The 24,588-nt window shown below is 73.6% G+C and carries 22 protein-coding genes, 1 tRNA gene and 1 pseudogene; 10 read left to right on the forward strand and 14 right to left on the reverse strand.

Annotated elements, in window-relative coordinates:
* Positions 1–28 precede the first annotated feature (28 nt).
* Positions 29–1,009 carry a D-2-hydroxyacid dehydrogenase gene (locus AB0L89_RS00330; RefSeq protein ID WP_365131883.1) on the reverse strand — a complete coding sequence of 327 codons (981 nt, stop codon included), beginning with the start codon at positions 1,007–1,009 and terminating at the stop codon, positions 29–31.
* A 290-nt stretch (positions 1,010–1,299) separates the two neighbouring features.
* On the opposite strand from AB0L89_RS00330, the gene AB0L89_RS00335 reads away from it, so the two are divergent.
* Positions 1,300–2,133 carry a decarboxylase gene (locus AB0L89_RS00335; RefSeq protein ID WP_365131886.1) on the forward strand — a complete coding sequence of 278 codons (834 nt, stop codon included), beginning with the start codon at positions 1,300–1,302 and terminating at the stop codon, positions 2,131–2,133.
* Entirely contained in the window at positions 2,130–2,867 is a 738-nt protein-coding gene (locus AB0L89_RS00340) for a decarboxylase (protein WP_365131889.1), read from the forward strand. The genes AB0L89_RS00335 and AB0L89_RS00340 overlap by 4 nt, the downstream gene beginning before the upstream one ends.
* 9 nt (positions 2,868–2,876) lie before the next feature.
* Here AB0L89_RS00340 and AB0L89_RS00345 read toward each other — a convergent pair whose 3' ends face one another.
* Positions 2,877–3,068 carry a hypothetical protein gene (locus AB0L89_RS00345; protein WP_365133875.1) on the reverse strand — a complete coding sequence of 64 codons (192 nt, stop codon included), beginning with the start codon at positions 3,066–3,068 and terminating at the stop codon, positions 2,877–2,879.
* A gap of 65 nt (positions 3,069–3,133) precedes the next feature.
* On the reverse strand, positions 3,134–3,382 hold the full coding sequence (locus AB0L89_RS00350) for a hypothetical protein (RefSeq protein ID WP_365131892.1): 249 nt from the start codon (positions 3,380–3,382) through the stop codon (positions 3,134–3,136).
* A 186-nt stretch (positions 3,383–3,568) separates the two neighbouring features.
* Between AB0L89_RS00350 and AB0L89_RS00355 the strand changes: the two genes are divergently transcribed.
* The gene (locus tag AB0L89_RS00355; protein ID WP_365133878.1) at positions 3,569–4,642 is read left to right on the forward strand and encodes an LLM class flavin-dependent oxidoreductase; all 1,074 of its coding nucleotides are present in this window, start codon (positions 3,569–3,571) and stop codon (positions 4,640–4,642) included.
* Between the two features lie 23 nt (positions 4,643–4,665).
* Here the strand turns inward: AB0L89_RS00355 and AB0L89_RS00360 are convergent, their stop codons facing one another.
* The gene (locus tag AB0L89_RS00360; RefSeq protein ID WP_365133881.1) at positions 4,666–6,519 is read right to left on the reverse strand and encodes an EAL domain-containing protein; all 1,854 of its coding nucleotides are present in this window, start codon (positions 6,517–6,519) and stop codon (positions 4,666–4,668) included.
* 313 nt (positions 6,520–6,832) lie between these two features.
* Between AB0L89_RS00360 and AB0L89_RS00365 the strand changes: the two genes are divergently transcribed.
* Positions 6,833–8,113, forward strand: coding sequence for a M6 family metalloprotease domain-containing protein (locus AB0L89_RS00365; protein WP_365131895.1), 1,281 nt, complete (start codon positions 6,833–6,835; stop codon positions 8,111–8,113).
* Positions 8,114–8,183: 70 nt separating this feature from the next.
* Here the strand turns inward: AB0L89_RS00365 and AB0L89_RS00370 are convergent.
* The 7 genes from AB0L89_RS00370 to AB0L89_RS00400 all read right to left on the reverse strand — a co-directional run bounded on the left by AB0L89_RS00370 (position 8,184) and on the right by AB0L89_RS00400 (position 14,674).
* A tRNA-Lys gene (locus AB0L89_RS00370) sits at positions 8,184–8,257 on the reverse strand.
* Complete coding sequence (locus tag AB0L89_RS00375) at positions 8,248–8,904, reverse strand: bifunctional DNA primase/polymerase (protein ID WP_365131898.1); 657 nt, start codon at positions 8,902–8,904, stop codon at positions 8,248–8,250. Before AB0L89_RS00375 ends, AB0L89_RS00370 begins: the two co-directional genes overlap by 10 nt.
* Before the next feature lie 170 nt (positions 8,905–9,074).
* On the reverse strand, positions 9,075–9,425 hold the full coding sequence (locus tag AB0L89_RS00380; RefSeq protein WP_365131901.1) for a hypothetical protein: 351 nt from the start codon (positions 9,423–9,425) through the stop codon (positions 9,075–9,077).
* A gap of 181 nt (positions 9,426–9,606) precedes the next feature.
* Entirely contained in the window at positions 9,607–10,971 is a 1,365-nt protein-coding gene (locus tag AB0L89_RS00385) for an AAA domain-containing protein (RefSeq protein WP_365131904.1), read from the reverse strand.
* The gene (locus AB0L89_RS00390; RefSeq protein WP_365131907.1) at positions 10,968–12,554 is read right to left on the reverse strand and encodes a hypothetical protein; all 1,587 of its coding nucleotides are present in this window, start codon (positions 12,552–12,554) and stop codon (positions 10,968–10,970) included. The genes AB0L89_RS00385 and AB0L89_RS00390 overlap by 4 nt, the downstream gene beginning before the upstream one ends.
* A gap of 64 nt (positions 12,555–12,618) precedes the next feature.
* Positions 12,619–13,758 carry a hypothetical protein gene (locus tag AB0L89_RS00395; protein WP_365131910.1) on the reverse strand — a complete coding sequence of 380 codons (1,140 nt, stop codon included), beginning with the start codon at positions 13,756–13,758 and terminating at the stop codon, positions 12,619–12,621.
* A complete protein-coding gene (locus AB0L89_RS00400) occupies positions 13,709–14,674 on the reverse strand; it encodes a phosphatase PAP2 family protein (protein WP_365133884.1) in 966 nt (321 codons plus the stop codon). The genes AB0L89_RS00395 and AB0L89_RS00400 overlap by 50 nt, the downstream gene beginning before the upstream one ends.
* A 257-nt stretch (positions 14,675–14,931) precedes the next feature.
* On the opposite strand from AB0L89_RS00400, the gene AB0L89_RS00405 reads away from it, so the two are divergent.
* On the forward strand, positions 14,932–15,525 hold the full coding sequence (locus AB0L89_RS00405) for a histidine phosphatase family protein (protein ID WP_365131913.1): 594 nt from the start codon (positions 14,932–14,934) through the stop codon (positions 15,523–15,525).
* An 18-nt stretch (positions 15,526–15,543) separates the two neighbouring features.
* On the opposite strand, the gene AB0L89_RS00410 is transcribed toward AB0L89_RS00405, so the two are convergent.
* Positions 15,544–17,019: a tetratricopeptide repeat protein gene (locus AB0L89_RS00410; protein ID WP_365131916.1), complete on the reverse strand. Its 1,476-nt coding sequence runs from the start codon at positions 17,017–17,019 to the stop codon at positions 15,544–15,546.
* A gap of 291 nt (positions 17,020–17,310) precedes the next feature.
* Between AB0L89_RS00410 and AB0L89_RS00415 the strand changes: the two genes are divergently transcribed.
* Together AB0L89_RS00415 and AB0L89_RS00420 are read left to right on the forward strand one after the other, a co-directional pair.
* A complete protein-coding gene (locus tag AB0L89_RS00415; protein WP_365131919.1) occupies positions 17,311–17,814 on the forward strand; it encodes a hypothetical protein in 504 nt (167 codons plus the stop codon).
* Between the two features lie 66 nt (positions 17,815–17,880).
* Positions 17,881–18,741 (forward strand): fused MFS/spermidine synthase, encoded by an 861-nt coding sequence (locus AB0L89_RS00420; protein ID WP_365131922.1) that lies wholly within the window; start codon positions 17,881–17,883, stop codon positions 18,739–18,741.
* A 27-nt stretch (positions 18,742–18,768) separates the two neighbouring features.
* Here AB0L89_RS00420 and AB0L89_RS00425 read toward each other — a convergent pair whose 3' ends face one another.
* Positions 18,769–19,305, reverse strand: coding sequence for a hypothetical protein (locus tag AB0L89_RS00425; protein ID WP_365131925.1), 537 nt, complete (start codon positions 19,303–19,305; stop codon positions 18,769–18,771).
* Positions 19,306–19,427: 122 nt separating this feature from the next.
* Between AB0L89_RS00425 and AB0L89_RS00430 the strand changes: the two genes are divergently transcribed.
* From AB0L89_RS00430 to AB0L89_RS00440, 3 genes and pseudogenes are all read left to right on the forward strand, one after another.
* On the forward strand, positions 19,428–20,132 hold the full coding sequence (locus AB0L89_RS00430; RefSeq protein ID WP_365131928.1) for a response regulator transcription factor: 705 nt from the start codon (positions 19,428–19,430) through the stop codon (positions 20,130–20,132).
* Entirely contained in the window at positions 20,129–21,517 is a 1,389-nt protein-coding gene (locus AB0L89_RS00435; protein ID WP_365131931.1) for a HAMP domain-containing sensor histidine kinase, read from the forward strand. Before AB0L89_RS00430 ends, AB0L89_RS00435 begins: the two co-directional genes overlap by 4 nt.
* A gap of 414 nt (positions 21,518–21,931) precedes the next feature.
* Positions 21,932–22,819: pseudogene (locus AB0L89_RS00440) on the forward strand (chitinase); the annotation flags it as partial.
* Positions 22,820–22,924: 105 nt separating this feature from the next.
* On the opposite strand, the gene AB0L89_RS00445 reads toward AB0L89_RS00440, so the two are convergent.
* Positions 22,925–24,574 (reverse strand): bifunctional aspartate transaminase/aspartate 4-decarboxylase, encoded by a 1,650-nt coding sequence (locus tag AB0L89_RS00445; protein WP_365131934.1) that lies wholly within the window; start codon positions 24,572–24,574, stop codon positions 22,925–22,927.
* Positions 24,575–24,588 lie beyond the last annotated feature (14 nt).

The following is a 24,588-nucleotide window of genomic DNA, read 5'->3' on the forward strand; positions in this document are numbered from 1 at the left end:
CGCTCCTCAGCAGGCAGTCGGGGGGTGATCAATGCCCAGGGACATACCCACGTTTCTTGTCGACCACGTTCCTCAGCGGCCGGCCGGCCGCCCAGTCCTCGAACAACTCGACGAACTGCGCGCCCAGTTCGTCCCGCCAGCCGACCGTGTCGCCGCTCATGTGCGGCGAGACGATCAGCCCCGGCACCGTCCACAGCGGGCTGTCCGCGGGCAGCGGCTCGTCCGCGAAGACGTCAAGCGCCGCGCCCGCGATCCACCGGTTGGACACCGCCGCCGCCAGGTCGTCCTCGACGACCAGGGGACCGCGCCCGATGTTGACGAAGTACGCCGACGGCTGCATGACGCCGAAGCGCCGGGCGTCGAACATGCCGCGCGTCTCGTCCGTGAGCGGCGCCGCGCACACCACCCAGTCGGCGCGCGACAGCAGCCGGTCCAGGTCCTCGGACGCGTGCACCCCGGCCCGCGCGGTGCGGCCCACCAGCGCCGTGGTGATGCCGAGCCTGCGCAGCGTACGGGCGACGGCCCGGCCGATCGGCCCCGAGCCCACCACGCACGCGCGCGTGCCGGCGATCCGCCGGGTCTCGCGGTGCCGCCAGACGCGCTCGCGCTGCAGGTCCAGGGTGCGCGGTAGGTCCTTGGCCTGGGCGAGCACCAGCGCCGCCACGTACTCCGCGATGGGCTCGTCGAAGACGCCCCGCGCATTGGTGACCACCGTGTCGGAGGCGGCGAGTTCGGGGCACATGAGGTGGTCCACGCCCGCGCTCGCCGTGTGCACCCAGCGGGGCCTTGGCCCCTCGCCCGGCCAGGCCCGGCGCACCGCGTCCGAGCTGAAGTCCCACACCAACAGGGCGTCCGCGAGCGGCAGTTGCTCCGCCAGGGTGGACGCGTCCGCGTGCCGGACGCGGGCCCGTCCGGTCAGCCGGCCGAGGCGGGGCGGCGGCGCGGGCGGCGCGGCGTCAAGGACCAGGACGGTCGTTTCGGACATCGTGCCGGACGTCGTGTCGGACATCGCGGGGAAACCGTTTCGCAATGAGATTCCGCTTCCCTGAGGAGGTGTGGATCGGCCGTCTGAGATGTGCGGATTGACCACGCTGGCACCCGAACCTACCTTCGTCAACAGAGGCTCTGTCGTACCCCGGCATCCCGACAATCGCGTACTCTCCGTGCAACCGCTCGCACACTCTGTGCGGTACGTCCGCGCAGGCATCCCCGTCCCGACGTCCCGGCGCGTCGCCGGCATCGCTCGTCCCCGGCCACCGGCCGGTCCCTGATCACCACGCACGAACTTGGGGCCTGCTCATGGACGTCTCCTTCCTCGGCGGACCGCACCCACAACGCGGTGTCGGTGTCGTCGCTCCGTTCGACTTCGCCCTCGACCGCGAACTGTGGCGCTGGATCCCGGACGAGGTCTCCCTGCATCTGACCCGGACTCCCTACGTGCCCGTCGAGGTCAGCCTGGACCTCGCGCGCCTGGTCAGCGAGCACGAGACGCTCGCCGAAGCGGTGCGCGCGCTGACCGCGGCGGAGCCCGAGGTCCTCGCGTACGCCTGCACCTCGGGCAGCTTCGTCGGCGGCACCGCCGGCGAGCGCGCCATGTGCGAGGCGATGACGCGCGAGGGCGCCGTCTCCTCCGTGACCACCTCGGGCGCGCTCCTGGAGGCCCTCGACGAACTGGGCGCCCGGCGCATCGCCCTGGTCACGCCCTACACCTGGTCGGTGACCCAATCCCTGGAGGCGTACCTGGCCGAGGCCGGCGTCACCGTCGCGGGCCGGGCCTACCTCGGGCTCACCCGGCACATCTGGAAGGTCCCCTACCGGGACGTCTCCGACATGGCGCGCCGCGCGGTCCACGGCAGTGTCGACGCCCTCTTCATCAGCTGCACGAACCTCCCGACGTACGACGTCATCCCGCAGCTTGAGGCGGAGCTGCGGATGCCGGTGATCTCGGCGAACCAGGTGACGATGTGGTCCGCCCTGCGTCGGCTGGGTACGCGTGCGGTAGGGCCCTATCAGGCACTGATCGATCCGGGGGCACGGCCGGGCGCGAGCCCGCTGGGGCCGCCGGCGCCGCCGCAGGGCCTGCCCGATGGACCATCCGCGGGGCCACCCGCAGAAGGAGGAGGCTGGACGTGACGGCACTCGGATTCCTCTACCCGGGGCACTCGGCCGAGGACGACTACCCCCGCATGGAGCAGATGCTCGGCAGCGACGTGCGGCTCCAGGTCGTCCACACGGACATCGGAGAGGACGCGCACCGCGTCGACGCGCTCCTGGAGATGGGCTCGGCCGCCCGGCTCGCCGCGGGCGTCGAGGAGCTGCGGCTGTCCGGCGCGGAGGCGGTCGTGTGGGCGTGCACCAGCGGCAGCTTCGTCTTCGGCTGGGAGGGCGCCCACGACCAGGTCCGCACGCTCGCCCGCACGGCGGGCCTGCCCGCCTCCTCGACGTCGTTCGCCTTCGCCCACGCCGTGCGCGAGGTGGACGCGGACCGCGTCGCGATCGCGGCGACGTACCCGGAGGACGTGGCCGGGCACTTCTCGGCCTTCCTGAAGGCGGCGGGCACGGAGGTCGTCGCGGCCCGCGGCAGCGGCATCATCACCGCCGCGGAGGTCGGCACCTGGGGCCGCGACGAGGTGCTCGCGCTGGCCCGCGAGGGCGACCACGCGGACGCACAGGCGCTGCTCCTGCCGGACACGGCCCTGCACACGGCGGCGTACCTGCGCGACCTGGAGGACGCCGTCGGCAAGCCGGTCCTGACGGCGAACCAGGTCACGGTCTGGGAGGCGCTGCGGCTGGCCCGGCGCCGGGTGAACGCCCCGGCGCTCGGCTCCCTGTTCACCAAGGAACCGATCGTCCAGGCCAGGGAGTGAGCGGCGGCCTCACGGGCTGAGTATCAGCCGCACCACCGTTAACGTCTGGACCGACCCGGAGACGTAGTAGAGGACGATGGCGCCGTTCACCGTCGCCTCCCTGCGGTCGGGGTCGTCGCGCACGGGCGTGGAGCCGTGGCCGTAGGGATCGCGGCCCACGGTGCGGGCGAGGGCGGCGCGGAAGGCCTCGGCGTCGCCCATCTTGGCGAGGGTGTCGTCGGCGGGCGGCGCGTAGGTGACGCGGTGGCCCCTGCGATGGCGGGGGCTCACGCGGTGCCCCGCCTCTCGGCCTCGTCGGAGGCCAGGCGCGCGAGGCGGGCCTCGGCGTCGGGATCGGGCACGGCCTCCAGCATCCAGTGCCGCATCACCGCGTGGATCTCGTCGACCCCGGCCTCGTTGATGGCCCGGTCGAACTCCGCGCGCCGCTCCTTGGGCAGGGCGGCGCGGATGTCCGGGATGGTGTTGGGCACCTCGACCTCGACTCCGTCGACGAGGGTCTTCCTGCGATCAGCCATGGTCGGCACGGTAGCGCCGCGCGCGGCCCGGCCGCCGGGCGGGGAATAAAACGGAGTGAGCCTCCTGTTGGCTCTCGCGTACCCACGTGACGTACGTACGCAGTGCAGGAGGCACCCCCAGTGACAGTGGACCCGACCGGCGGCGGCACCCGCGACGACCGCGGGGAGCGCCCGGACGACGACGGCATCCACGGCGAGCGGCACGGCACCGCGCCCGTGCCCCTGTCCGTGCTCGACCTGGTGACCGTCGGGGCGGGCCGCACCGCCACCGACGCCCTGCGCACCAGCGTCGGGATCGCGAAGCTCGCCGAGAGCCGCGGCTACCACCGCTACTGGGTGGCCGAGCACCACTCCATGCCCGGTGTCGCCTCCTCGTCCCCGGCCGTGATCCTCGCCCACCTCGCGGCCCACACCGGCCGCATCCGGCTCGGCTCCGGCGGCGTGATGCTGCCCAACCACGCCCCGCTCGTCATCGCCGAGCAGTTCGGCACGCTGGAGGCGATGGCCCCCGGCCGCGTCGACCTGGGCCTCGGCCGCGCCCCCGGCACCGACGGCGCCACCGCCGCCGCCCTGCGCCGCACCGACCGCCTCAACGAGGGCGCCGACGACTTCCCCCAGCAGCTCGCCGAGCTCATCCGCTTCCTGGACGACGACTTCCCCGACGGCCACCCGTACGGACGCATCCACGCGGTGCCGGGACCCGTCCAGGCGACCTCGCCCGGCGGTGTGCAGTCCCCCCACCGCCCGCCGATCTGGCTGCTCGGCTCCTCCGGTTTCAGCGCCCGTCTTGCCGGTGTCCTCGGCCTGCCGTTCGCCTTCGCGCACCACTTCTCCGCGCAGAACACCGTCCCGGCGCTCGACCTGTACCGCGAGTCGTTCAAGCCGTCCGCCGTCCTCGACGCGCCCTACGCCCTCATCGGCGTCTCGGCCCTCGCCACCGACGACGAGAACGAGGCCCGCCGCCAGGTCATGGCCGCCGCCCTGAACATGGTCCGCCTGCGCACCGGCCGCCCCGGCCTCGTGCCCACCCCCGAGGAGGCGGAGGCGCACCGGTTCACCGAGATGGAGCGGGAGTTCATCACCACCTGGAACTCCAACGTCATCCACGGCACCGCCGACCAGGTCCGCACCGGCCTCGACGACCTCGCCAAGCGCACCGGCGCCGACGAGCTGATGATCACGGGCAACGCCCACAGCGGCGATCTCCGTCTGCGCTCCTACGAGTTGATCGCGGACGCGTACGGACTGCCGACGGCCTGAGCGCGCGAAGGGGAGCCCTCCGCCTAGGAGGGCTCCCCGCCCAGCAGGACGGAGATGCGCTCCGGCGGCACGGGCCGCGAGTACAGCCACCCCTGCCCGGTGTCGCACCCGATCCGCCGGAGCCGCGCGGCCTGCGCCGCGGTCTCCACGCACTCCGCGGTCACCGTGAGCCCCAGCCGGTGCGCCAGCTGCACCATCGCCTCGACGATGACCTCGTCGGCGGGGTTCAGGTGCTCCTCGCCCTCCTCGTACATGAAGCCCCGCACGAACGACCCGTCCAGCTTCAGCGCGGACACCGGGAGCCGGCTCAGGTAGGCGAGGTTCGAGTACCCCGTGCCGAAGTCGTCGATGGCGATCCGCACGCCCATGTCGCTGAGCGCCTGAAGGGCCTGCAACGGGCGTCCCGCCGAGCCCATCACGGCGGACTCCGTGAGCTCCAACTGGAGCAGACCCGCCGGGAGTTCGGTCTCGGCGAGGATGTCCGCGACGTCCGCGACCAGGTCGGAGTCCCACACCTGCCGCACCGCCACGTTGACGCTGACGAACACCGGCTCGCGCTCCGGGTGCGCCAGCTGCCAGCGCCGGGCCTGCCGGCAGGCGGTCCGCAGCACCCACCGGCCGAGCTGCACGATCGAGCCGTCCTCCTCGGCCAGTCCGATGAACCGATTCGGCGTCAGAAGTCCGAACTGTGGATGCCGCCACCGCACCAGCGCCTCGACGCCCCGTACGCCCTCGTCGTCGAGTCCCACCAACGGCTGGTAGTCCAGGACGAATTCGTCGCGCTCGACGGCGGGGCGCAGCGAACTGGCGAGCGTCTGGCGGGTCATGCGGTGGGCGTTGCGCTCGGGGTCGAAGAGGGTCCAGCGGGCCTTGCCGTCGGTCTTGGCCCAGTACAGCGTGGTATCGGCGGCCTGCATGAGGCCGGTCGTGGTGGTGCCCGCGGCGCGCCGTTCCACCACGCCGATGGAGGCCGAGACGGAGAGCCGCTGCCCGGAGAGGTCGAACGGTTCCTGCAGCGCCTTCAGGGCCGCCTCGGCGAGGTCCGCCAGCTGGTCCGTGCCGGTCGACTCCTCGACGAGCAGCGCGAACTCGTCCCCGCCCAGCCGCGCCACCAGCGGCGCCGCCGCCCTGCCGTACCCGGACCGGTCGGCGCAGCGCAGGAGCCGCTCGGCGACGGCGGCGAGCAGCCGGTCGCCGATCCGGTGGCCGAGGGTGTCGTTGACCGCCTTGAACCCGTCCAGGTCGAGGTAGCAGAGCCCGATCCGGCCGCTGCTCGTGTCGTCGTAGGCGCCCGCCTCCAGCGCGGCGGCCAGGCGCTCGAAGAACAGGTTGCGGTTGGGCAGCCGGGTGACGGGGTCGTGCATCTGCACGTGGCGCAGCCGGGCCTGCAGCTCGCGGCGTGCGGTGATGTCGGCGGCGGCCAGCAGCACGGTCCTCTCGCCGTCCCCGCGGTCCCCGGCGTCCCCGCCGGGCGCCGCGGGCATCGGCGACACCGTGATCTGGACCCACAGGGACTGCCCGTCGGCGTGCTTGAGCCGGCGGCTGCACCGCAGTCTGGCCTGCCGGCCGCGGAGCACCTCGCGGTACGCGTGCCAGGTGCGGGCGTCGGAGGCCAGGTCGACCAGGTCCGCGGCGACGCGTCCGGCGAGCGCCCCGGGGGCCGTGCCGAGGAGGGCGGCGAGGGCTTCGTTGGCGTCGACGACCAGGCCCTCGGAGTCGACGACGGCCAGGGGGAGCGGGGCGGTCATGAAGGCGCCGCGGTGGTCGGCCCGCTCCCGGGGCCGGGCCTTCGCGCCGGTCGTCCTGGCCTGGTCGGGTGCCGTGGCCGTGGTGGGGGTGGGCCCTTCGGACGTTCCGTTCACCGCTTGCTCCCGCAGTGCAGTTTGTGCTCGAACAGGTCTCGTCGGGCGGAGGGCGGGTGGCCGGCGGCGGCTCGGAGGCCGGGCCCGCGCAGGAAAGTGTGCCGATCATAGAGGCTGGCCAGAGGGCCGTTCCAGCCGTGCCACCGGGCCGGGTGGGGCCCGTCGCCGACGGCAGATCGTTTCTGCTCGGCAGTGGACGGGTTCCTTTGTGACCCGACCGCTTGTGTCGATCCATGAGCGGTCGGGGTGTCGTCCCCGGGCCCGCTCCTCACTCGGAAGGGCCAGACAAACAGGGCAGACTTCAACAAAACATCACAGGGTGGGTGGGGTGTCCCGCATTCCGCACCCGGAGGTCGACGTGCCGCGTCAGCTCCCCCCTTGGGGACTCACCCGTGGAGGGGAGAATTCCCGTCTGCGCACCACCGCGGCACTGCTCACCTCGCTGACCGCGCTGGCCGCCACCTCTCTGGTCGCGGGTCCCGCGATCGCCGAGTCCGCCGCCGGACCGTGCGCCCTGCGCCGCACCGCCGCGCACCACTCGGAGGGCCTCGACACCTGGAACACCGCCTACCCGCGCCCGGCCAGGACCCTGGACGCGGTGATGGTCTTCCTGTCCTTCCCTGACTCCCCGCCGCTGACCACCCCCGAGGAGCTGACCGCCGACTACTTCCCCGCCACGAGCCGCTTCTTCGAGCGGGCCTCGTACGGCAGGTTCACCCTGAAACCGCATCCCCGGCGCGAGTGGGTGGAGATGCCGGAGGACTCCATGTCGTACGCGATACAGCGCGACTGGAACGCCCAGCGGCGCGGCGCCTATCTGCGGGACGCGGTGGCCGCCGCCGATCCGCACGTGGACTTCTCGCGGTACGACATCGTCTACTTCGTCGCCGACCCGGACGCGCCGGGCGTCGACTCGGACGCGACGAAGGTCGTGAACTTCGACCACCCGATGCGGGCCGACGGCACGGACATCCGGCGCATCGTCACGGTCTTCGAGCAGCACCCGCCGGACCGCAACGTCCTGGCCCACGAGACGGGCCACGTCTTCGACCTGCCCGACCTCTACCACCGCCCGACCGACGGCAAGGGCGACTGGGACACCTACGTCGGCGACTGGGACGTCATGGGCAGCCAGTTCGGCCTGGCCCCCGACCTCTTCGGCTGGCACAAGTGGAAGCTGGGCTGGCTGGAGCCGCGCCAGGTGCGGTGCGTGGGCACGGGCACGGAGCGCCTGACCCTGGAGCCGCTCGCGGCGGCCCCGGCGCCGGGGGCCCGGGGCGGCACCAGGCTCGCGGTGGTCCGCACGGGCCGGGACACGGCGATCGCCCTGGAGGCGCGCGGCGCCACCGGCAACGACCACGCGACGTGCACGGAAGGCGTCCTCGTCTACGAGGTGCGGGGCGAGACGGCGTCGGGCGGCGGGCCCGTCGAGGTCGTCGACGCCCATCCGGACTCCGAGTCCTGCTGGGGCGACTCGGTGTACCCGCAGCTGGCGGACGCCCCGGTGCGGGTGGGGGAGAGCTTCACGGTGCCCGGCGAGGACGTGCGCGTCGAGGTGGCGGGACGGACGGCGTCCGGGGCGTGGACGGTGAAGGTCACCACGGGCTGAGCCGCACGCCCGCCCCGCCCCCGGACACGCAAGAAGCCCCTCGCTTGCGCGAGGGGCTTCTTGCTGTCTGTGCGCCGCCAGGGACTCGAACCCCGGACCCGCTGATTAAGAGTCAGCTGCTCTAACCAACTGAGCTAGCGGCGCCTGCTGACGTCGTAGACATTAGCATCCTGATCGCCGCCAGGAAAAATCGATATCCGTACCGCGGATCCCGCGGCCGCCCTGGCGGCCCGGACGCAGGCCCAGAGCAGCACCTCGGGGCCCGGCAGCCAGGGGTGCCGGGTGTCGGGGGCGACCAGCCAGCGCGAGTGGGGCCGGGGGCCGGGCGTACCGCCGTCCGGGGCACCGCCCGCGGCGGGCGAGGGCACGGTGACCGCGTCGCCCGTGCCGTGGCAGAGCACCGAGGGGACCGCGGAGCCCCACTCCTCCCACTCCAGGAGGGACGGCAGCCGCTGGGCGGTGCCGGGGGAGGCGAAGAGCAGCATCCGGCCGCGGTGCGCGGCCACGGGCCCGGATCCGGGGCCCTCCTCCCATAACCGGTCGAGCATCCGCCGCCCGAACACGGCGGGCACGCTCACCACGTCGAACGCGGAGCCGCAGGGCAGGACGGCGGGGGCGGCGGGCCGGGTGCGCCAGTGGGTCAGGGCGCTGAGCGGATACGTTTCCGCGGAGGCGAGCCAGGCGGCTCCGTCGGCGGTGACGTGACAGGCGTCGCGGGCGGGCCCGGTGGGGGACGGGGCCGTGGCGGCGGGCACCGGTGTCGGGCCGTGGAGGGAGAGGCTGCTGTTCATACCCTCTACATCTACCGGTAGTAAGCATTCCGTTTCTGGGAGTTGCGAAAAACCGGGACAGCCGGGGGTGGAGAGCGCTATCTTGCCCCTGGGCATATGCCGGAAGATCATGTGAGCGCCCGGCTCCGACCCTCTCCGGCCGCCCCCTCCGACAGGCCGCCGGTCCTGCGCTACCGCTCCTCGACGCCCCCGCGCAGCAGGTCACGCCCGAACTCGACCATCTTCTTCGCGTAGTCCTCGGTCCACTCCGCGCGCTCCGCGATCAGCGCGGGCGTCAGGCGGTCGAAGCGGCGGGGGTCGGCGAGCTGGGCGGCCGCGATCGCCTGGAACTCGACGGAGCGGTCCGTCGCCGCGCGGAACGCGTGCGTCAGCTCGGTCGCGCGGTCCAGGAGCTCGCGCGGGTCCTCGATCGACTCCAGGTCGAAGAAGTGCTCGGGGTCGCCGACCGCCTCGGCCGGCTCGAAGAGCAGGGGAGCGGGGCGCATGCGCTGCTCGGTCCGGGGCCGCTCGGGCTCCGCCATGGTTCGTCCTCCTCGTACGGTGCGGGCCGTCTGTCCGGCGTCCGGCCATCTCCCATTGTCCCCCGCCCTGCAAGTGGGCCTTGGGCCCGTCAGGGGCGCGGGGAACTGCGCGAGCAACCACGATGGAGCCGCAGACGCGTCTGCGGCCTTTCGAGGGCTGAGCGCGCAGTTCCCCGCGCCCCTAACGGGGCCAGACCACCCGGTGCTCGGACCAGTGATCCCATGTGGACATCATTGCTTCCCAGCCGTCCGGGAACTTCATCGTGACGCCCAGCTGGACCGGTTCCGTGGACGGATGGTCGTCCAGGAGGTCGCTGACGCCCGCGCGGCAGACCACGATGCAGGCGTGCCGGTGGCGGGACGCCAGCACGCACAGGCGGCCCGTCTCCAGGTGGAACGCCGTGGCGTCGGGGCGGCCGGACAGCGGGTGCAGGACGACCGTCACGTCGTACTCACGGCCCTGCAGGCGGTTCGCCGTGTCCACCGTGACGTCCGCGACGCCGAGGCCGGCGAGCGCGGCGCGCACCGCCGCCGCCTGGTCGCGGTGGGCCGTGCCGACGGCCACCCGGTCGGCGGTGAGCGGCGCGGGCGCGGGCCCGCGCTCCGACGTGGTCGCGCCGCCCCGGTCCAGGAGCCGGCGGACGACCAGGGCCAGCGCCCGGACCGCCTCCGGGTCCGTGCGCGGCGTGTTCCGCGCGGGCAGCTCCAGCAGGCCCCATCCCGACTCCGCCGCCTCGTCGATCACCCGGTCCGGGCCCGAACCGTCCGACGGCACCGCGAACGTCAGCGAACGGTCCCCGTGGTCCGTGCCGCTGCGGAAGGGCGTGTACGGATAGAAGGCGTCCGAGACCAGCGGCGCCGCCGAGGCGGGCAGCCGCCAGGACACCGGCAGGCGGTGCTGCGGCAGCTCGGGGTTGTGGGCGAGCAGCGTGCTCACGGCGGAGGCCGAGGGGTCGTACGACAGACCGGCCCACTGCTCCGAGCCGACGATCGCGAACGGGTCCAACTGCCCCGGGTCGCCCACGAACAGCGCCCGCTCGAAGAGCCCCGCCACGGCGAGCAGCGCGTCCGAACGCATCTGGTACGCCTCGTCGACGATGGCGTGCCCCCACGGCGCCTCCAGCTGGTCGGCCTTGACGTGCGCCCACTTCGCCGCCGTCGAGACCACCACGTCGAGGCCCGCCAGGTCGCCCGCCTTCGTCGACTTGCGCACGTTCGCCAGATCGTCGAGCGCCTTGTCGTACGCGTCGGGGTCGCTGCTGTGCAGCCGGCCCACCGGAAGCTCCGGGTCCTTCTCGGCGAGGCGCAGGATCAGGTCGTCCACCTGCGCGTTCGTCTGCGCGATCACCATCAGCGGGTGTCCCGCCGCGGCCAGTTCGCGCGCGGCGCGGACCACCAGCGTCGACTTGCCCGCGCCCGGCGGGGAGTCGACGACGACGCCGCGGTGCGTGCCGTGCAGCGTGTCGTGGAGGATCGCCGCCGTGGCGCGGGCGGCCTCGGCGCCGGGGTCGAAGGTGTTGCCCGCGGGCGGGGCGAGCCGGCTCACAGGGCGTCCTCCGCGGTCACGGGGTCGGGGCTCTCCGCGGCGTCCGACGGCGGTCCGCCGTGCGTCCACGGGGTGTTCTCGGGGTCCGGCAGCTTGGGGCCGCCGCGCTGCTCGTGCTCGAAGAGCGTCCAGCAGATCCGGTCGCCCTTGTCGGGGACCGAGCCCGCCTCGGGCTCCTTGCCGCGGCCCATCTTGTCGGTGAGGCGCAGCACGACGGCGCCCTCCGCCTCGTACGCCACGAACTCCGCCGTCTGCGGCTTGCCCGCGAGCGAGCGGAACACCTTCGTGCGCTCGCCGAGGTGCGGGTGGTCGTCCGTGCGCACGGTGATCAGGGGGCGCGGGCGCGGGCTCCTGGCCTCGCTGTACGCCATGACGACCTCCGTCACCTCACCGGCGAACGCCTCGCCCGCCAGGCGGCGGCCCGCCATCACCAGCGGGTCGTCCAGGGCCTCCTGGGCGTCCAGGCGGGCCTGTTCGCGCTCGCGCGTGGCCAGTTTGTTCGCCGCGGTGACCGCGTCGTCGACCCGGGGCTGCGGCGGCTCGCCCGCCGTCACGCGGTCGCGGTGGCCGGTGAACGACCAGCGGTCGCGGGTCCACCGGTCGGCGGCGTGCGCCGCCTCGGGGAGCGTGCACAGCGCGTCCAGGCCGCGCCACACGGCGTCCCAGGTGGGGCGGGTCCTGCTGTCGATCAGCGCGTCGATCTCCCGCTCCGCGGCGGTCAGCAGCCCCAGCCGCTCGTCCGCCTCGACGCCGTCCTCGGCGGCGGCCAGCGCGCCGCGCGCGCGGTCGTAGCGCTCCATGGCAGGGGCCAGCAGGTCGTTGTCGAACGCCGGGTCCGTCGCCGGGCCCGCCGGCGGGCACAGCAGCTGGCCGTCCCGGTCGCGGGCCAGCTCGGCGCGGAGCGCGGCCTCGGCGCCCGAGGTGCCCTCCGGCGCCTCGATCCAGGCGAGCAGGGCGCCCAGGTGCTGGTCCTCCAGGCTGGACTGGCCCGTGGCCCAGTGCCGGGAGAGCAGCTCCGTCATGGCGGCGAGCAGGGACGAGCCGGGGACGCGGCTGCGCTCCCCGAAGTGCGTGAGCCAGCGGCCGAGGAGCGGGACGCGGGGCGGCGCCGGATAGGGCGTCTCGGGGTCCTGCTCGGCCGTGCGGCGAAAGCGCATGGAGCGGCCGAGGAGCCGCACGAACTCGATGCCCGCGCGGCTCGGCACGATCAGCTGCGGGGCGTCCGCGCACAGGTCGACCTCGACCTTGACGCGCTTGCCGGTCTCGGGGTCGGTCTCGTTGCGCTCGGCCGTCTCCACGTCGTCCGCGAACCCGTCGACGTACGGCAGGACGATCTCGGCGAGCTCCGCGAGGAACGCGAAGCGCAGGTCGCGGTCGCGGGGCTGCGGGACGACGAGCAGCCGGGGGGAGGTGCGCTCCGTCCCGACGAGGGCGCCGAGCGGGGCGCCCGCCTCGCCCGCGGTGGTGAGCGGCACGAGGACGAGGGGGCGCTGGGAGATGTGCCGGTGGCGGACCGTCGCCCGCGGCCGGGCCCGCCCCGTGGTGACCGCCTCCAGCCGGGCGAGAGCGTCGATCAGTGACATGTGCTGCGGCACCTCTCCGTCCGCGGACCGGTTTCCTGCGGGGGCGTCCGCCACGACGCGGGGCTCAGCACGCCGCGCCTCCCTGGACCCCCGCGCCCGCCAGCGCCTCGGCCCGCAGCCCCGCCGCCCTGCGCAGCGCCGCCACCGCCGGGTCCGCCGCATCGCCCGCGGCGCCGGCCGCCGCCGCGAGGACCTCGCCGATGGACGTCAGACCGCCGAGCTCGCCGCGGATCGCCCGGCCCAGCGAGGTCACCTCGCCCTCCTCACGGGCGCGGGCACGGCAGTGGAAGGCCAGCTCGCAGGCGGCCAGGCACTCGGGTGCGTACGTCGCGGGGACCGCCTCGACCGCCGCCGTCAGCTCGTCGGCGGGGCGCCGCACGTCGAACGTCGTGCCCGGCGGGAGCCGCGCCGCGATGTCCTCGACGCGGGCCAGCCGGGCCAGCTGGCGCCGGGTCACCGACAGCTGCTTGCGGACGTCGATCGCGGACGCCGTGGGCAGGTTGGAGAAGTCCTTGGGGCAGACGAGCAGGACGTGGTGCCGGATGCGCGGCGCCGGGTCCATCCGCTCGGCCACCCGCTCAAGCGCCAGCGCGTACACCGCGGACTGGCGGGCGGCGGCGCCGACCTTCGCCGCGTCCGCCGAACCGTCGATCATCGGGAAGGACTTGATCTCGACGACCGCCCAGCCGCCGTCCGGCTGGACCACCACGGCGTCCGGCTCCAGGAACGCGGGCGCCCCCGCGACGTCCAGGGCCAGCATCGGGTGGTCCAGGAGCGTCCAGGTGCCTGCCTCGGTGGCCTCGCGCAGCGCCAGCGCCGTGCGCGCCGCGCGGCCCTCGGGGCCGGCCGCCGACAGGTCGGGGACGACGGACTCGCCCGGCACCGGCTCGGGGCCGCCGCCCAAGCGGGCGTGCGTCAGCCGCAGCAGCTCCGCGCCGCCGTCGGCCTTGACCCGTGCCTCGAAGGCATTGCCCCGCATGAAGGCGAACTGGGACTGGCCGAAGCCGGAGGCCGCGCCGAGCGACTGCGCGAGCGCGGTCTTGTCCACGCCCGCGCCGTCCAGCAGCGCGCGCCGCCCGCACCCGGGGTTGGCCGCGAGCGCGGCGAGGGCGCGGGCGTCCAGCGGCCGGGCGGGGACGTCGGGGCCGCGCAGCTCAGCGAACCGGTGCCGGAGCGCCGTCCCCCGCGTCGGCGGGCTGGGCACTCGGCTCGGCGCCGGGGTCGGCACTCTGCTTGCGCTGTCGGGGAATTCGCTCACCCGCCGAAGTCTGGCACCCGGCACTGACAATTGAGGGCTCTGTGGCGGAGGTGGCCGCGGCGGGCCGCGCGGCGGGGCGTACGAAACGCTCCCGCAGCCGTGCCATGACCGGGTCGGTGAGCCGCTGCACGGGCCGCACGAGCAGCAGCCCGATCCCCATCACCAGGGCACCCGCGAGCGCGTCGAAGAAGTAGTGGTTGGCGGTGCCCATCACGACGAGCGTGGTGATCAGCGGGTAGGCGACCGCGGCCACCCGGGTCAGCGGCGAGCGCCCGTGCCGCCACAGCATCACGCCGCACCACAGCGCCCACCCCACGTGCAGGCTGGGCATCGCCGCGTACTGGTTGGTCATGCCGCCCAGGCCCCGGGGCGCGCTCGCCTCGCCGCCCCACCAGCCGTAGTCGCTGTACTGCGCCATGGTGTCGACGAACCCGTGGCCCGCGCTGAGCAGCCGCGGCGGGCACGTCGGCAGCAGCGTGAAGCCGACCAGGCCGATCAGGGTGGAGATCATCAGCCACGCGCGCGCGGCGCGGTAGTGGACCGCGCGGCTGCGGAAGAGCCAGACCAGCACGGCCGGCGTGACGAGGTAGTGCAGCGAGGCGTACCAGAAGTCCGCGGGAATGCCGATCCAGGCGTGGGCGGTGAAGAGACGGTTCAGCGGACTCTCCGCGTCGAGCCGCAGGAACTGTTCGGCTCTGAGGATGCCGATGCCGTGGTCGACGGCGGTCGACACGTCGCCCCGGGCCAGGAGCCGGCCCGCCGAGTAGGCGGCGTACACCAGGACGATCAGCGGCAGCTCCGTCCACCAGCGAAGCCGGTGTCCGGCTATGCCCCCGGTGGCCGGTGTGGCGCTCTTCGGCATCCGGTCGATCCCCCACTCATAGCTGTTCATGCGGCGTATGCCGCGGCCTCACTTTACGGCGTACGCGATGGCCGTCGAGGCGTCCTCCGGTCGTCTTAGACGCAGAGATCGGCGGTCGGGTTGCCAGGCCCGGCGAGCGGTTGCCGGACGGTGGGCGATGATGGAGGGGGCGGGCGCCCTCTGTCCGCAAAGGCGGCAAAAGTCCCGTCCGGGCGGCGTTGCCCGAGGTTCACGCGTACGACATTGGAGAGTTCCCCATGGCACCCCGCATCCTGCTGGCCCGGCACGGACAGACGGAATGGTCCCTGTCCGGCAAGCACACCGGCAGGACGGACATCCCGCTCCTGGAGGAGGGCCGCCGCGGCGCCAAGCTCCTGGGCGAGCGGCTGCACCGCGCGCCCTACGACGGCCTCCCGGACGTCGAGGTGCGCACCAGCCCGCTCTCCCGCGCGCGGGAGACCTGCGAGATCGCCGGCTTCGGGGACCGCGCCACCACCTGGGACGCGCTCATGGAGTTCGACTACGGCGCGTACGACGGCATGACCCCGGCCGACATCCAGGCGGTCCGCCCCGGCTGGTTCATCTGGCGGGACGGCGTCCCCGAGGGGGAGACGCTGGCGCAGGTCTCCGCGCGCGCGGACGAGGTCGTCGCGTGGGCCAGGAGCGCCGACCGCGACGTGCTGGTCTTCGCGCACGGTCACATCCTGCGCGTGATCGGCGCGCGCTGGCTGGGCCTCGGCATCGAGTTCGCCGCCCGCATCCGTCTCAACCCGACCTCCCTGTCGACCCTGGGCTGGGCCTACGGAGAGCCCGCCGTCGAGTCGTGGAACGAGACGGGCCACCTGTCCTAGCCCGCCGCCGGCGCCCGGCTACACGGCACGCGGCAAGGACGCGTGCCGCTCCAGGAAGCCGCCCACGCCGGAGGCCCTGCGGTGCGGCAGCAGGACCCGTGCCGTCGTGGCGAGCATCGACTGGATGCGGGAGGACTGCACCTCGTCCAGGAGCGCGAGGACCCGCAGCCCCGCCGTCGCCGCCTCGTCGGGGCGGCCCGCGCGGGCCAGGTCGTCGGCGAGCTCGGCGGTGTAGAGCGCGATGTTCCGGGTGAACTGCGGGGTCTGCGCACAGGCGGTGGCCGCCGCGTGCCGCGCGTGCCCGGCGGCCCGGCCCCAGTCGCCGAGGGCCGACCAGCACTGGGCCTCCAGGCCCGCCAGCTCGGCCGGGCCGTAGAAGCTCATCCACTCCGGGTCGGCCTCGCACGTCCCGCGGTCGAACAGGGCGTGCGCCCGGGTCAGCGACTGCTCGCACCCCGAGCGGTCGCCGAGCCCCGCCCAGCCCCCGGCCTCCCGCAGCGCGATGAGCGAGAGCAGCCGGTGCGAGCCGAGCTGGCGCGCCACCCGCGTGGCGGCCTGCGCCGCCCGCACCGCCTCCCGGGGCCGTCCCGCGTCCCGCGCGAGGAAGGCGGTGTTGCAGAAGGCGTGCGCCTCCAGGGCGGAGTCTCCGGAGACCCGCGCCGTGGCGAGGGCCTCGGCGTAGTGCGAGCGGGCGTCGTCGAAGCGCCCCGAGTCGTGCGCCAGCCAGCCGACGGAGATGGCCAGCTCGCCGGCGCCCGAGTGCAGCCGGTCCGAGGTGGACTGCCGCGTCGTGGTCCCCGCGTCCAGCAGGGTGTAGGCGGTGCGCAGCGGGGCGGCCGCGCGACGGTAGAGGCCGTCGGCGCCGTGCCGGTCGTCGAGCAGCCTGATCTTGCGTACGGCCTCCTCGACCGCGCCGACCTCGGCCTCGCCGACCCGGCGCCCGCGCAGGGCCGCGGCCTCCGCCGGGCCGCCCAGCGTGAGTCCGATGGGTCCGAGCGCGGCCGCCACGGTGGCCGTGGAGCCGGCCATGAACGCGCGGCGTTGCACGTCGCTCTCCTCGTGGGTCCGGATCGCGTAGGGATCGCGGGCGTGGGGGCCGCACCCGGACGGACGGGACTCGTGCGGAGGGACCGCGGTCTGCGCCGGGACGGTGATCGGGAAGTCGGTGTCGGAGTGGACCGGGGGCTCGTCCGGTTCCGTGCGCGCGCCCCTGCCGCGCACCACCGAGCGGGGGGCGAACCCCAGGTCGGTCAGCGTCCGGCCCGGGAACATGTGCAGGAACACGCGTTCGTAGGCGTAGTTGGGGCAGCGGATCTCGCCCGCTTCCACGCGCCCGATGTAGCGGGCGTCGCAGCTGACCCGCTCGCCGATCTCCCGGGCGGCCCGCCGCACCGCGGCGGCGAACTCGCCCGGCGAGCGCTGTCCGCGGAGCTGCCGGAAGGCGAGGTTCGGTCGTGGGGACTGAGTGGACGATGCCATCGGTGACGACGCCATGGCCGGACCCTCTCGTGCGGATCGTGCCGGACCGTGCGCACGCTCGCGCACCGGACGCCGCGCCCGCGTAAGGGATCTCGCGGGGCTGCCCCTGTTCCGGCGGAGCACGAAGGTACCCGCTGTGACACGTCCGGCACGCGGAGTTTGGCTACAAACCGGATATCTCATACGGGATCCGCCATGAACTGCCATCCTTTGCGGCGGCGTGCCGCAGTGCCTGTTGACGCCGATCGGCGTTGAACCACGAGGAGCGGGAGTGACGCGGCTCCCGCACGGCGAGGAGGGGTCCCCTTGTTGGAGATCGGCATGGAGAACAGCGACTCCCGTGCGGGGAGCGACACCTCGCCCGCATCCCTGACGACGGCACGGCATCGGCCCACCCAGGACGGCAGTGCCTCGCCCCCCGGCGCGGACCCCTGCGACGACGAGTGTTGTGACCTCGTCACGGTCCCGGCGCGCCAGGGCCTCGAAGCGGTCGACATCCTGCGCCGCGGCGCGGGCGACACCGTCGGACCCGTGCTGCACGACGGCAGCTGCGACACCCTCGGCTTCCTGGTGCCGCCCGGCACCGCCGACGGCTGGGACCTGCCGGGCAGCGCCTGCACCCAGACCTTCGGCCGCGGCATGAGCGTGTACGTCACGCCGGAGCCGGGACCCGTCGTCCCCGAGCCGCCCGTCGCGGGCACCGGCTGGCTGCTGCCCCCGGACGGCGACGCCGTCACCGACCCGGCCGTCCTGCGGGCCGCGCTCGGCCAGGCCGCCCGCACCATCGAGGCCGCGGACAACTGCCGCTGACCCCGCCCCGGCGGCCTCGCCCAAGGTCATCGGGCCACCCCGGCGGCGTACGCCGATAATGGCCAGATGGCAAGGAACAAGCGGTCCCGGGAAGCGCGGGAGGCCGTCGTCGAAGAGGTGGACGGCGGACTCGCCGAGCTCATGCCGGACCGGGACAGGCCGCGCGCCTGGACGCTGCTCGTGGACGGAGCCCCGCAGTCCCACGTCGACCTCGACGACCCCGCGTACCTCGACTTCGAGTACCAGCGCAGGATCGGCCACATCGCCGACCTCGTGGCGCCCCCTGGGAAACCGGTCCAGGCCCTCCACCTCGGCGGCGGCGCCTTCACGCTGGCCCGCTACATAGCCGCCACCCGCCCCCGCTCCACCCAGCAGATCGTCGAGCGCGACACCGCGCTCGTCCGACTCGTCCGCCGTGAGCTGCCGTTGGACCCGCAGGCCCGGGTCAGGGTGCGCGGCACCGACGCCCGCGAAGGGCTCGCGAAGGTCCCCGACGGCTGGGCCGACCTCGTCATCGCCGACGTCTTCAGCGGGGCCCGCACCCCCGCCCACCTCACCAGCACGGAGTTCCTCGCCGAGGTGCGCCGGGCCCTGGCGCCCGGCGGGTACTACGTCGCCAACCTCGCCGACGGCCCGCCGCTGGCGCATCTGCGCGGCCAGCTCGCCACCGCCGCCACGCTCTTCCCCGAGCTCGCGCTCGTCGCCGACCCCGCCGTGCTGCGCGGCAAGCGCTTCGGCAACGCCGTCCTGCTCGGCTCCGACCGGCCGCTGCCGCTCGCCGAGCTGACCCGGCGCTGCGCGGGCGACCCGCACCCCGGCCGGGTCGAACACGGCCGTGGGCTGCGGGACTTCAGCGGGGGAGCGGCGGCCGTCACGGACGCGAGCGCCGTCGCCTCGCCGGCGCCGCCGCCCTCGGTGTTCCGCTGACGGGCCCCGCCGCCGCGCGGCACCGCGTCAGTACTTGTTGATCTCCACCCGGGGCGCGGTGTCGTGCCAGGTGCAGAACACCGACAGCTTGGCCGCGCCCGCCGTGAACTCCACGCGGATCCACTTGTCCTGCTTCCACGTCTGCACCGACCAGCCGGCCGCCGGGGTCGCCGAGACCAGCGTCGCGGAGTCCTCGCCGAGGGCGAAGACGACCCGGCCGCCGTCGGTGTTGTAGCCCTTCACCGTCCCCGTGCCGGAGTTGGCCGGCGGAGGAGCGGAGGGCGTGTTCGAGGGCTTCTCGGACGGTTCGGTGGTCTTTCGGGGGCTCTTCGACGGCTCGGCGGACTTCGACGGCTTCCCGGTCCGCGGCGGCTCGGAGCGGTGCGTCGAGGAGGACAGCGGCTCCGCGTCGTCGTTCCCGCCGTCGTCGGCCGCGAGCGGCAGGGCGCGCGGCGGGTCGTAGACGGTCCCCGCCAGCACCGTGTGGACGCCCCACCAGGACAGCGTGACCGCCGCGCCCGTGGCGAGCGACCACGCGATGGTGTGTACGAGTCCTCTGTGCATCGCGGGCCATACTGCACCACACGGCGAGGCCCTGTCCCGCGGGGCGGCCCCCTCGCGGGGCGGCGCCGGGCGGCCCGTCCCGGGGAGGACCGCGTTCCGCCGTATGGCGTACGGTGCCGCCCATGGCAAGTGTGCTCGTCGTCGAGGACGACCAGTTCGTACGCTCCGCCCTCATCCGGCACCTGACCGAGGCCTCGCACACCGTGCGCAGCGTCGGCACGGCCCTTGAGGCGCTGCGCGAGGTCGCCCATTTCCGCTTTGACGTGGTGATCCTGGATCTCGGCCTGCCCGACCTCGACGGGTCGGAGGCGCTGAAGATGCTGCGCGGCATCACGGACGTACCCGTGATCATCGCCACCGCGCGGGACGACGAGGCCGAGATCGTACGGCTCCTGAACGACGGCGCCGACGACTACCTCACCAAGCCGTTCTCCGTCGAGCACCTGTCGGCCCGCATGGCCGCCGTCCTGCGCCGCGCCCGCGTCCCGGCCGGGGAGGCCCCGCCGAGCGACGTGCTCCGCGTCGGCGGGCTCGCCATCGACCCGCTGCGGCGCCAGGCCGAGCTGGACGGGGCGCGGCTCGACCTGACCCGGCGCGAGTTCGACCTGCTCGCGTTCCTCGCCGGACGGCCCGGTGTCGTCGTGCCGCGCAAGGAACTCCTCGCCGAGGTCTGGCAGCAGTCCTACGGTGACGACCAGACCATCGACGTCCATCTCTCCTGGCTGCGGCGGAAGTTGGGCGAGACGGCCGCCCGCCCGCGCTATCTGCACACCCTGCGCGGGGTCGGCGTGAAGCTGGAGCCGCCGCTGCCGGGGCCACCGCTGTGAGGTGGGCCCTCGTCAAGGTCTGCCTGGCCGTCACGGTGATGGTCGTGGTGGCCTTCGCGGTGCCGCTGGGCCTCGTCGTCAAGGAGATGGCCAGGGACCGGGCCATCTCGAACGCGGAGCGGCACGGCGCGGGCATGGGCCCCACCCTCTCCATCACCACCGACCGGGGCGAGCTCACCCGGGCCGTCGCCTCGTCGGAGGCGGGCGGCGACGGGCGGATGGCCGTGTACGTGCCCGCCGTCGACGACGCCCCCGCCTTCGAGGTGGGCGAGCCGCGCGCCGAGGCGCGGGCCGTGGAGGCGACCCGCAGGAACGGCCGGGCCCGCACCACCGAGGTGCCCGGCGGCTTCGTGGTGCTCCAGCCCACCGCGCTCAGCTCCGGCACGGCGGTCGTGGAGATCTTCGTGCCGGAGGACGAGATGAGCAACGGCGTGACGACGGCGTGGGTGGTGCTCGCGGGCGTCGGCATCGCGCTCGTCATCGGCTCGGTGGCGGTCGCCGACCGGCTCGGCGTCCGCATGGTCCAGCCCGCCAGGCGCCTGGTGGGCGCCGCGCACGACCTCGGCGAGGGCAAGCTCGGGGCGCGGGTGCCCGAGGAGGGGCCGACCGAGCTGCGGCTGGCCGCCGTGGCGTTCAACTCGATGGCCGACCAGGTGGTGCAACTGCTCGCCAACGAGCGGGAGCTGGCGGCCGACCTGTCCCACCGGCTGCGGACGCCGCTGACGGTGCTGCGGCTGAACGCGGCCTCGCTCGGCGACGGTCCCGCCGCGGAGCAGACCCGGACCGCGGTCGAGACGCTGGAGCGCGAGGTCGACACGATCATCCGTACCGCGCGGGACGCCAAGCCGCAGACGGCGACGGCCGGGCCGGGCGCGGGCTGCGACGCGGCCGAGGTGATCCGGGAGCGGATGGCCTTCTGGTCGGCGCTCGCGGAGGACGAGGGCCGCGAGGTCCGGGTGGCGGGCGTGGACCGGCCGGTGCGGATACCGGTGGCGCGGACCGAACTGGTCGCCGCGCTCGACGCGTTGCTCGGCAACGTCTTCCGGCACACGCGCGAGGGCACGGCGTTCGCGGTGGACGTGCACAGCGGTGAGGACGCGGTGATCGTCCTCGTCTCCGACGCGGGGGCGGGCATCGCCGACCCCGAGGCGGCGCTGGCCCGCGGGGCGGGCTCGGGCGAGGACGGCTCCACGGGCCTCGGCCTCGACATCGTGCGCCGCCTCGCCGAGTCGACGGGCGGCGACGTCCGCGTCGGCAGCTCGGTCCTCGGCGGCACGGAGGTCCGCATCTGGATCCAGCTGGACCCCCGCCGTCCCGCGGAGGGGCGCCGCGGGCACCGGGGCGTCGCCGTACGTCGCCGGAAGCGGGCTCCGAGCCCGGGCTGAGTCTCCCCGCGGGCGCGTTCTCGGTTGCTCGCGCTCCCGCACCCCTTGCCGGGCCTCGCCGAAGGCCCCTTCAGGGGCGCGGGGAACCGCGCGACCGGCCACCGACGGCCCGCAGCATTAATCGAGCCCCATCCTTCCCTTAAGGGGACCCTAAGATCCCCAACTCCGGCCGGAGTCACCCCTTTTGTCGCTCATCGCGGGGCTAGCGTGATCGCACCCCCACCCCCGTACAGCGAAGAAGGCAGGCACGCCATGAGCAGCACGCACCGGCGCACGGTGAGCACCCGGTCCAAGGTCGTCGGCGGGCTCGTCGCCGCGTCACTCGTCGGCGGCGGCGCCTTCCTCTTCTCCGGGACGGCCCTCGCGACCAAGGCCGCGCCGGCGAAGAAGGCCCCGGCCAAGACCAAGGCCGCCGCGAAGTTCGCGCCCTTCGTGGACACCTCCCTCGCCCCCGCCTACGACCTCGTCGACACCGCGCAGAAGACCGGCGTGAAGGAGTTCAACCTCGCCTTCATCACCTCAGGCGGCGGCTGCGAGCCCCTCTGGGGCGGCGCCACCGGACTCGGCGACGACAAGGTGGCCTCCCAGATCGGCGCCCTGCGCGCCAAGGGCGGCGACGTCCGCGTCTCCTTCGGCGGCGCGGCCGGCTCCGAGCTGGGCCTGAAGTGCGACAGCGCCGCCTCGCTCGCCAAGGCGTACGGCAAGGTCGTCGACACGTACGAACTCACCAAGGTCGACTTCGACATCGAGGGCGCGGCCCTGCCGGACACCGCCGCCAACACCCGCCGCGCCCAGGCCATCGCCACGCTCCAGAAGCAGCACCCGGGCCTGAACGTCTCCTTCACGCTGCCCGTGATGCCCGAGGGCCTGACCCAGCCCGGCGTCGACCTGCTGGCGAACGCCAAGAAGAACGGCGTGAAGATCTCCGCCGTCAACGTGATGGCGATGGACTACGGACCCGCCTACAGCGGCGACATGGGCACGTATGCGATTCAGGCGGCCACCGCCACGCAGAAGCAGCTCAAGACCGCGCTCGGCCTCTCCGACAAGGCCGCGTGGCAGGCCGTCGCCGTCACCCCGATGATCGGCGTCAACGACGTGAACACCGAGGTCTTCAAGGCCGACGACGCCGCCCAGCTGGTGAAGTTCGCCAAGGCCAAGGGCCTGGGCTGGCTGTCGATGTGGTCCTCGACCCGCGACAAGGCCTGCCCCGGCGGGGCCTCGAACTCCGCGCAGCCGACGTGCAGTTCGATCGAGCAGCAGCCGCTCGCGTTTACGAAGGCGTTTGCCGCGTATAAGTAGCGAGTACCCGTGGGCCGGGCTCCCTGGCCCCTCGTACGCAGAGCCATCACCCCCCCCAGGGTGCCCCGGCCGGTATCCCCCCACCCGGCCGGGGCACCACCCCCTTCAGCCCTTGGCCGCCCGCCACTCCTCGGCGTAGTCGTCGAAGATGCCGCGCAGATGGTGGCCGATCTTGAGGTAGTCGAGGTCGTCCAGGTTCGCGAGCGATACCCGGACCGACCACTGCGGCCCGTCGAAGCCGCCGCCGTTGAGCAGCACCACATGGGTCTGCTCGGCGAGCCGGAACAGCGGGTCCACCGGCTCGTAGTTCTTCTCCAGGAAGTCCGCGAAGTCCTTGCCGTGGACGCGCTCGGCCTCGGCGAGCAGGTCCAGCTCGATGTAGTACCCGGCCCGCTTCGGGTCCTCGGCGATCTTCATCTGGGCGCCTTCGAGCAGCAGGTCGAGCCGCTGCTTGACGATCGCCCGGATCCGCGCCTTGTACGCCTGGCCCTCCTCCAGCATGTCGAAGAGCGAGAAGAGCGCCATCATCACCTGCTGGGGGAGCGAGAGCCCCGCCGTGTGGTTGAGGGCGACCTGGCGGGAGTCGGCGACCAGGCGGTCGATGAAGCGGATCTTCTCCGGTTCCAGCGACAGCGTCCCGTACCGCCGGGCGAGCCGGTCCTTCTCGGTCAGCGGCAGCCCGGCGATCATCTCGTCGACCACGTTGTCGTCGTGCAGGCCGATCACGCCGAGGCGCCAGCCCGTGCAGCCGTAGTGCTTGGAGTACGAGTACACGAGCAGGGTGTTGCGCGGCAGGTCGGCGGCGATCGAGCGGAAGTCCTCCACGAACGTGCCGTACACGTCGTCGGTGACGATCAGCAGGTTCGGGTTCTCGGTCGCGACGATGTCCTTGATCTGGTCGGCGACGCGCCGACTGAGCGCCAGGGAGGGCGGGTTGGACGGGTTCACGAGACAGACCAGCTTGATGGCGGGGTCGGCGAGCTTGGCGACCTCCTCGGCGGGGTAGCGCCACTCGCGCACGCCGGTCTCGGTGAACAGGCTCGCCTCGACGGGCACGACGTCGAACTCGTACGTGTCGAGCTCGGGGATCTCGATGTACGGCGTGAACACCGGCACCATCAGGGCGATCTTGTCGCCCTTCTTCAGGATCCCGTTCTTCATCAGCGAGTCGAAGATGTAGCACATCGCCGCCGTGCCGCCCTCGGTCGCGAACAGCGACAGGTTGTCCGACGGCGGCTTCCCGTCGAACATCTCGTCGGCGAGATAGCCGCGCACGATCTGCTCCGTGTGCGTCAACATGCGGTCGGGCACCGGGTAGTTGTCGCCGATCGAGCTGTCGGTCAGCTCGTGGAGGAAGGCGTCGCGGTCGAAGCCGAAGCGCTCGACGGCGTACGCGACGCACTTCTCCAGGAGCTCGATGCCGGGCAGGTCGGGGTGGCGGCGCACGAACGTGTCGAAGCGCTCGCCGGAGCCCGGCTTCTCCGGCATGCCGCCGAGGTTGTCGGCCGTCCACACCCTCCTGGACTCGGAGAGGGCGAAGTAGCCGAGCGCGTAGAAGGCCTCGCGCGGTCCGGTGGCGGTCCAATTGGGGTTGCCACGGCCCGCGTTGAGCATCTGGGTGCTCGACTTCTCCTTCTGGCCCGGCTTGTCGGCCTGTGCCGCCTGCGCGATCTGGATGAACTTGTCCTTCAGCTCGAAGGGGCTGAGCTGTGCGAACGACTGGATTTCCTCGCGGGTGAAGGTGGTCTTCGGCACGGTGCTTCCTTAAC

The sequence above is a fragment of the Streptomyces sp. NPDC052114 genome (genome assembly GCF_040680155.1).
Classification (GTDB): domain Bacteria; phylum Actinomycetota; class Actinomycetes; order Streptomycetales; family Streptomycetaceae; genus Streptomyces.

Bases quoted from the DNA above. Each gene is read 5' to 3' on its own strand.
- AB0L89_RS00425 (WP_365131925.1), bottom strand. From the start codon at position 19,305: ATGCACAGAGGACTCGTACACACCATCGCGTGGTCGCTCGCCACGGGC.
- AB0L89_RS00400 (WP_365133884.1), bottom strand. From the start codon at position 14,674: ATGCCGAAGAGCGCCACACCGGCCACCGGGGGCATAGCCGGACACCGG.
- AB0L89_RS00390 (WP_365131907.1), bottom strand. From the start codon at position 12,554: ATGTCACTGATCGACGCTCTCGCCCGGCTGGAGGCGGTCACCACGGGG.
- AB0L89_RS00375 (WP_365131898.1), bottom strand. From the start codon at position 8,904: ATGAACAGCAGCCTCTCCCTCCACGGCCCGACACCGGTGCCCGCCGCC.
- AB0L89_RS00330 (WP_365131883.1), bottom strand. From the start codon at position 1,009: ATGTCCGACACGACGTCCGGCACGATGTCCGAAACGACCGTCCTGGTC.
- AB0L89_RS00405 (WP_365131913.1), top strand. From the start codon at position 14,932: ATGGCACCCCGCATCCTGCTGGCCCGGCACGGACAGACGGAATGGTCC.
- AB0L89_RS00410 (WP_365131916.1), bottom strand. From the start codon at position 17,019: ATGGCGTCGTCACCGATGGCATCGTCCACTCAGTCCCCACGACCGAAC.
- AB0L89_RS00345 (WP_365133875.1), bottom strand. From the start codon at position 3,068: ATGGGCGACGCCGAGGCCTTCCGCGCCGCCCTCGCCCGCACCGTGGGC.
- AB0L89_RS00335 (WP_365131886.1), top strand. From the start codon at position 1,300: ATGGACGTCTCCTTCCTCGGCGGACCGCACCCACAACGCGGTGTCGGT.
- AB0L89_RS00430 (WP_365131928.1), top strand. From the start codon at position 19,428: ATGGCAAGTGTGCTCGTCGTCGAGGACGACCAGTTCGTACGCTCCGCC.
- AB0L89_RS00350 (WP_365131892.1), bottom strand. From the start codon at position 3,382: ATGGCTGATCGCAGGAAGACCCTCGTCGACGGAGTCGAGGTCGAGGTG.
- AB0L89_RS00420 (WP_365131922.1), top strand. From the start codon at position 17,881: ATGGCAAGGAACAAGCGGTCCCGGGAAGCGCGGGAGGCCGTCGTCGAA.
- AB0L89_RS00380 (WP_365131901.1), bottom strand. From the start codon at position 9,425: ATGGCGGAGCCCGAGCGGCCCCGGACCGAGCAGCGCATGCGCCCCGCT.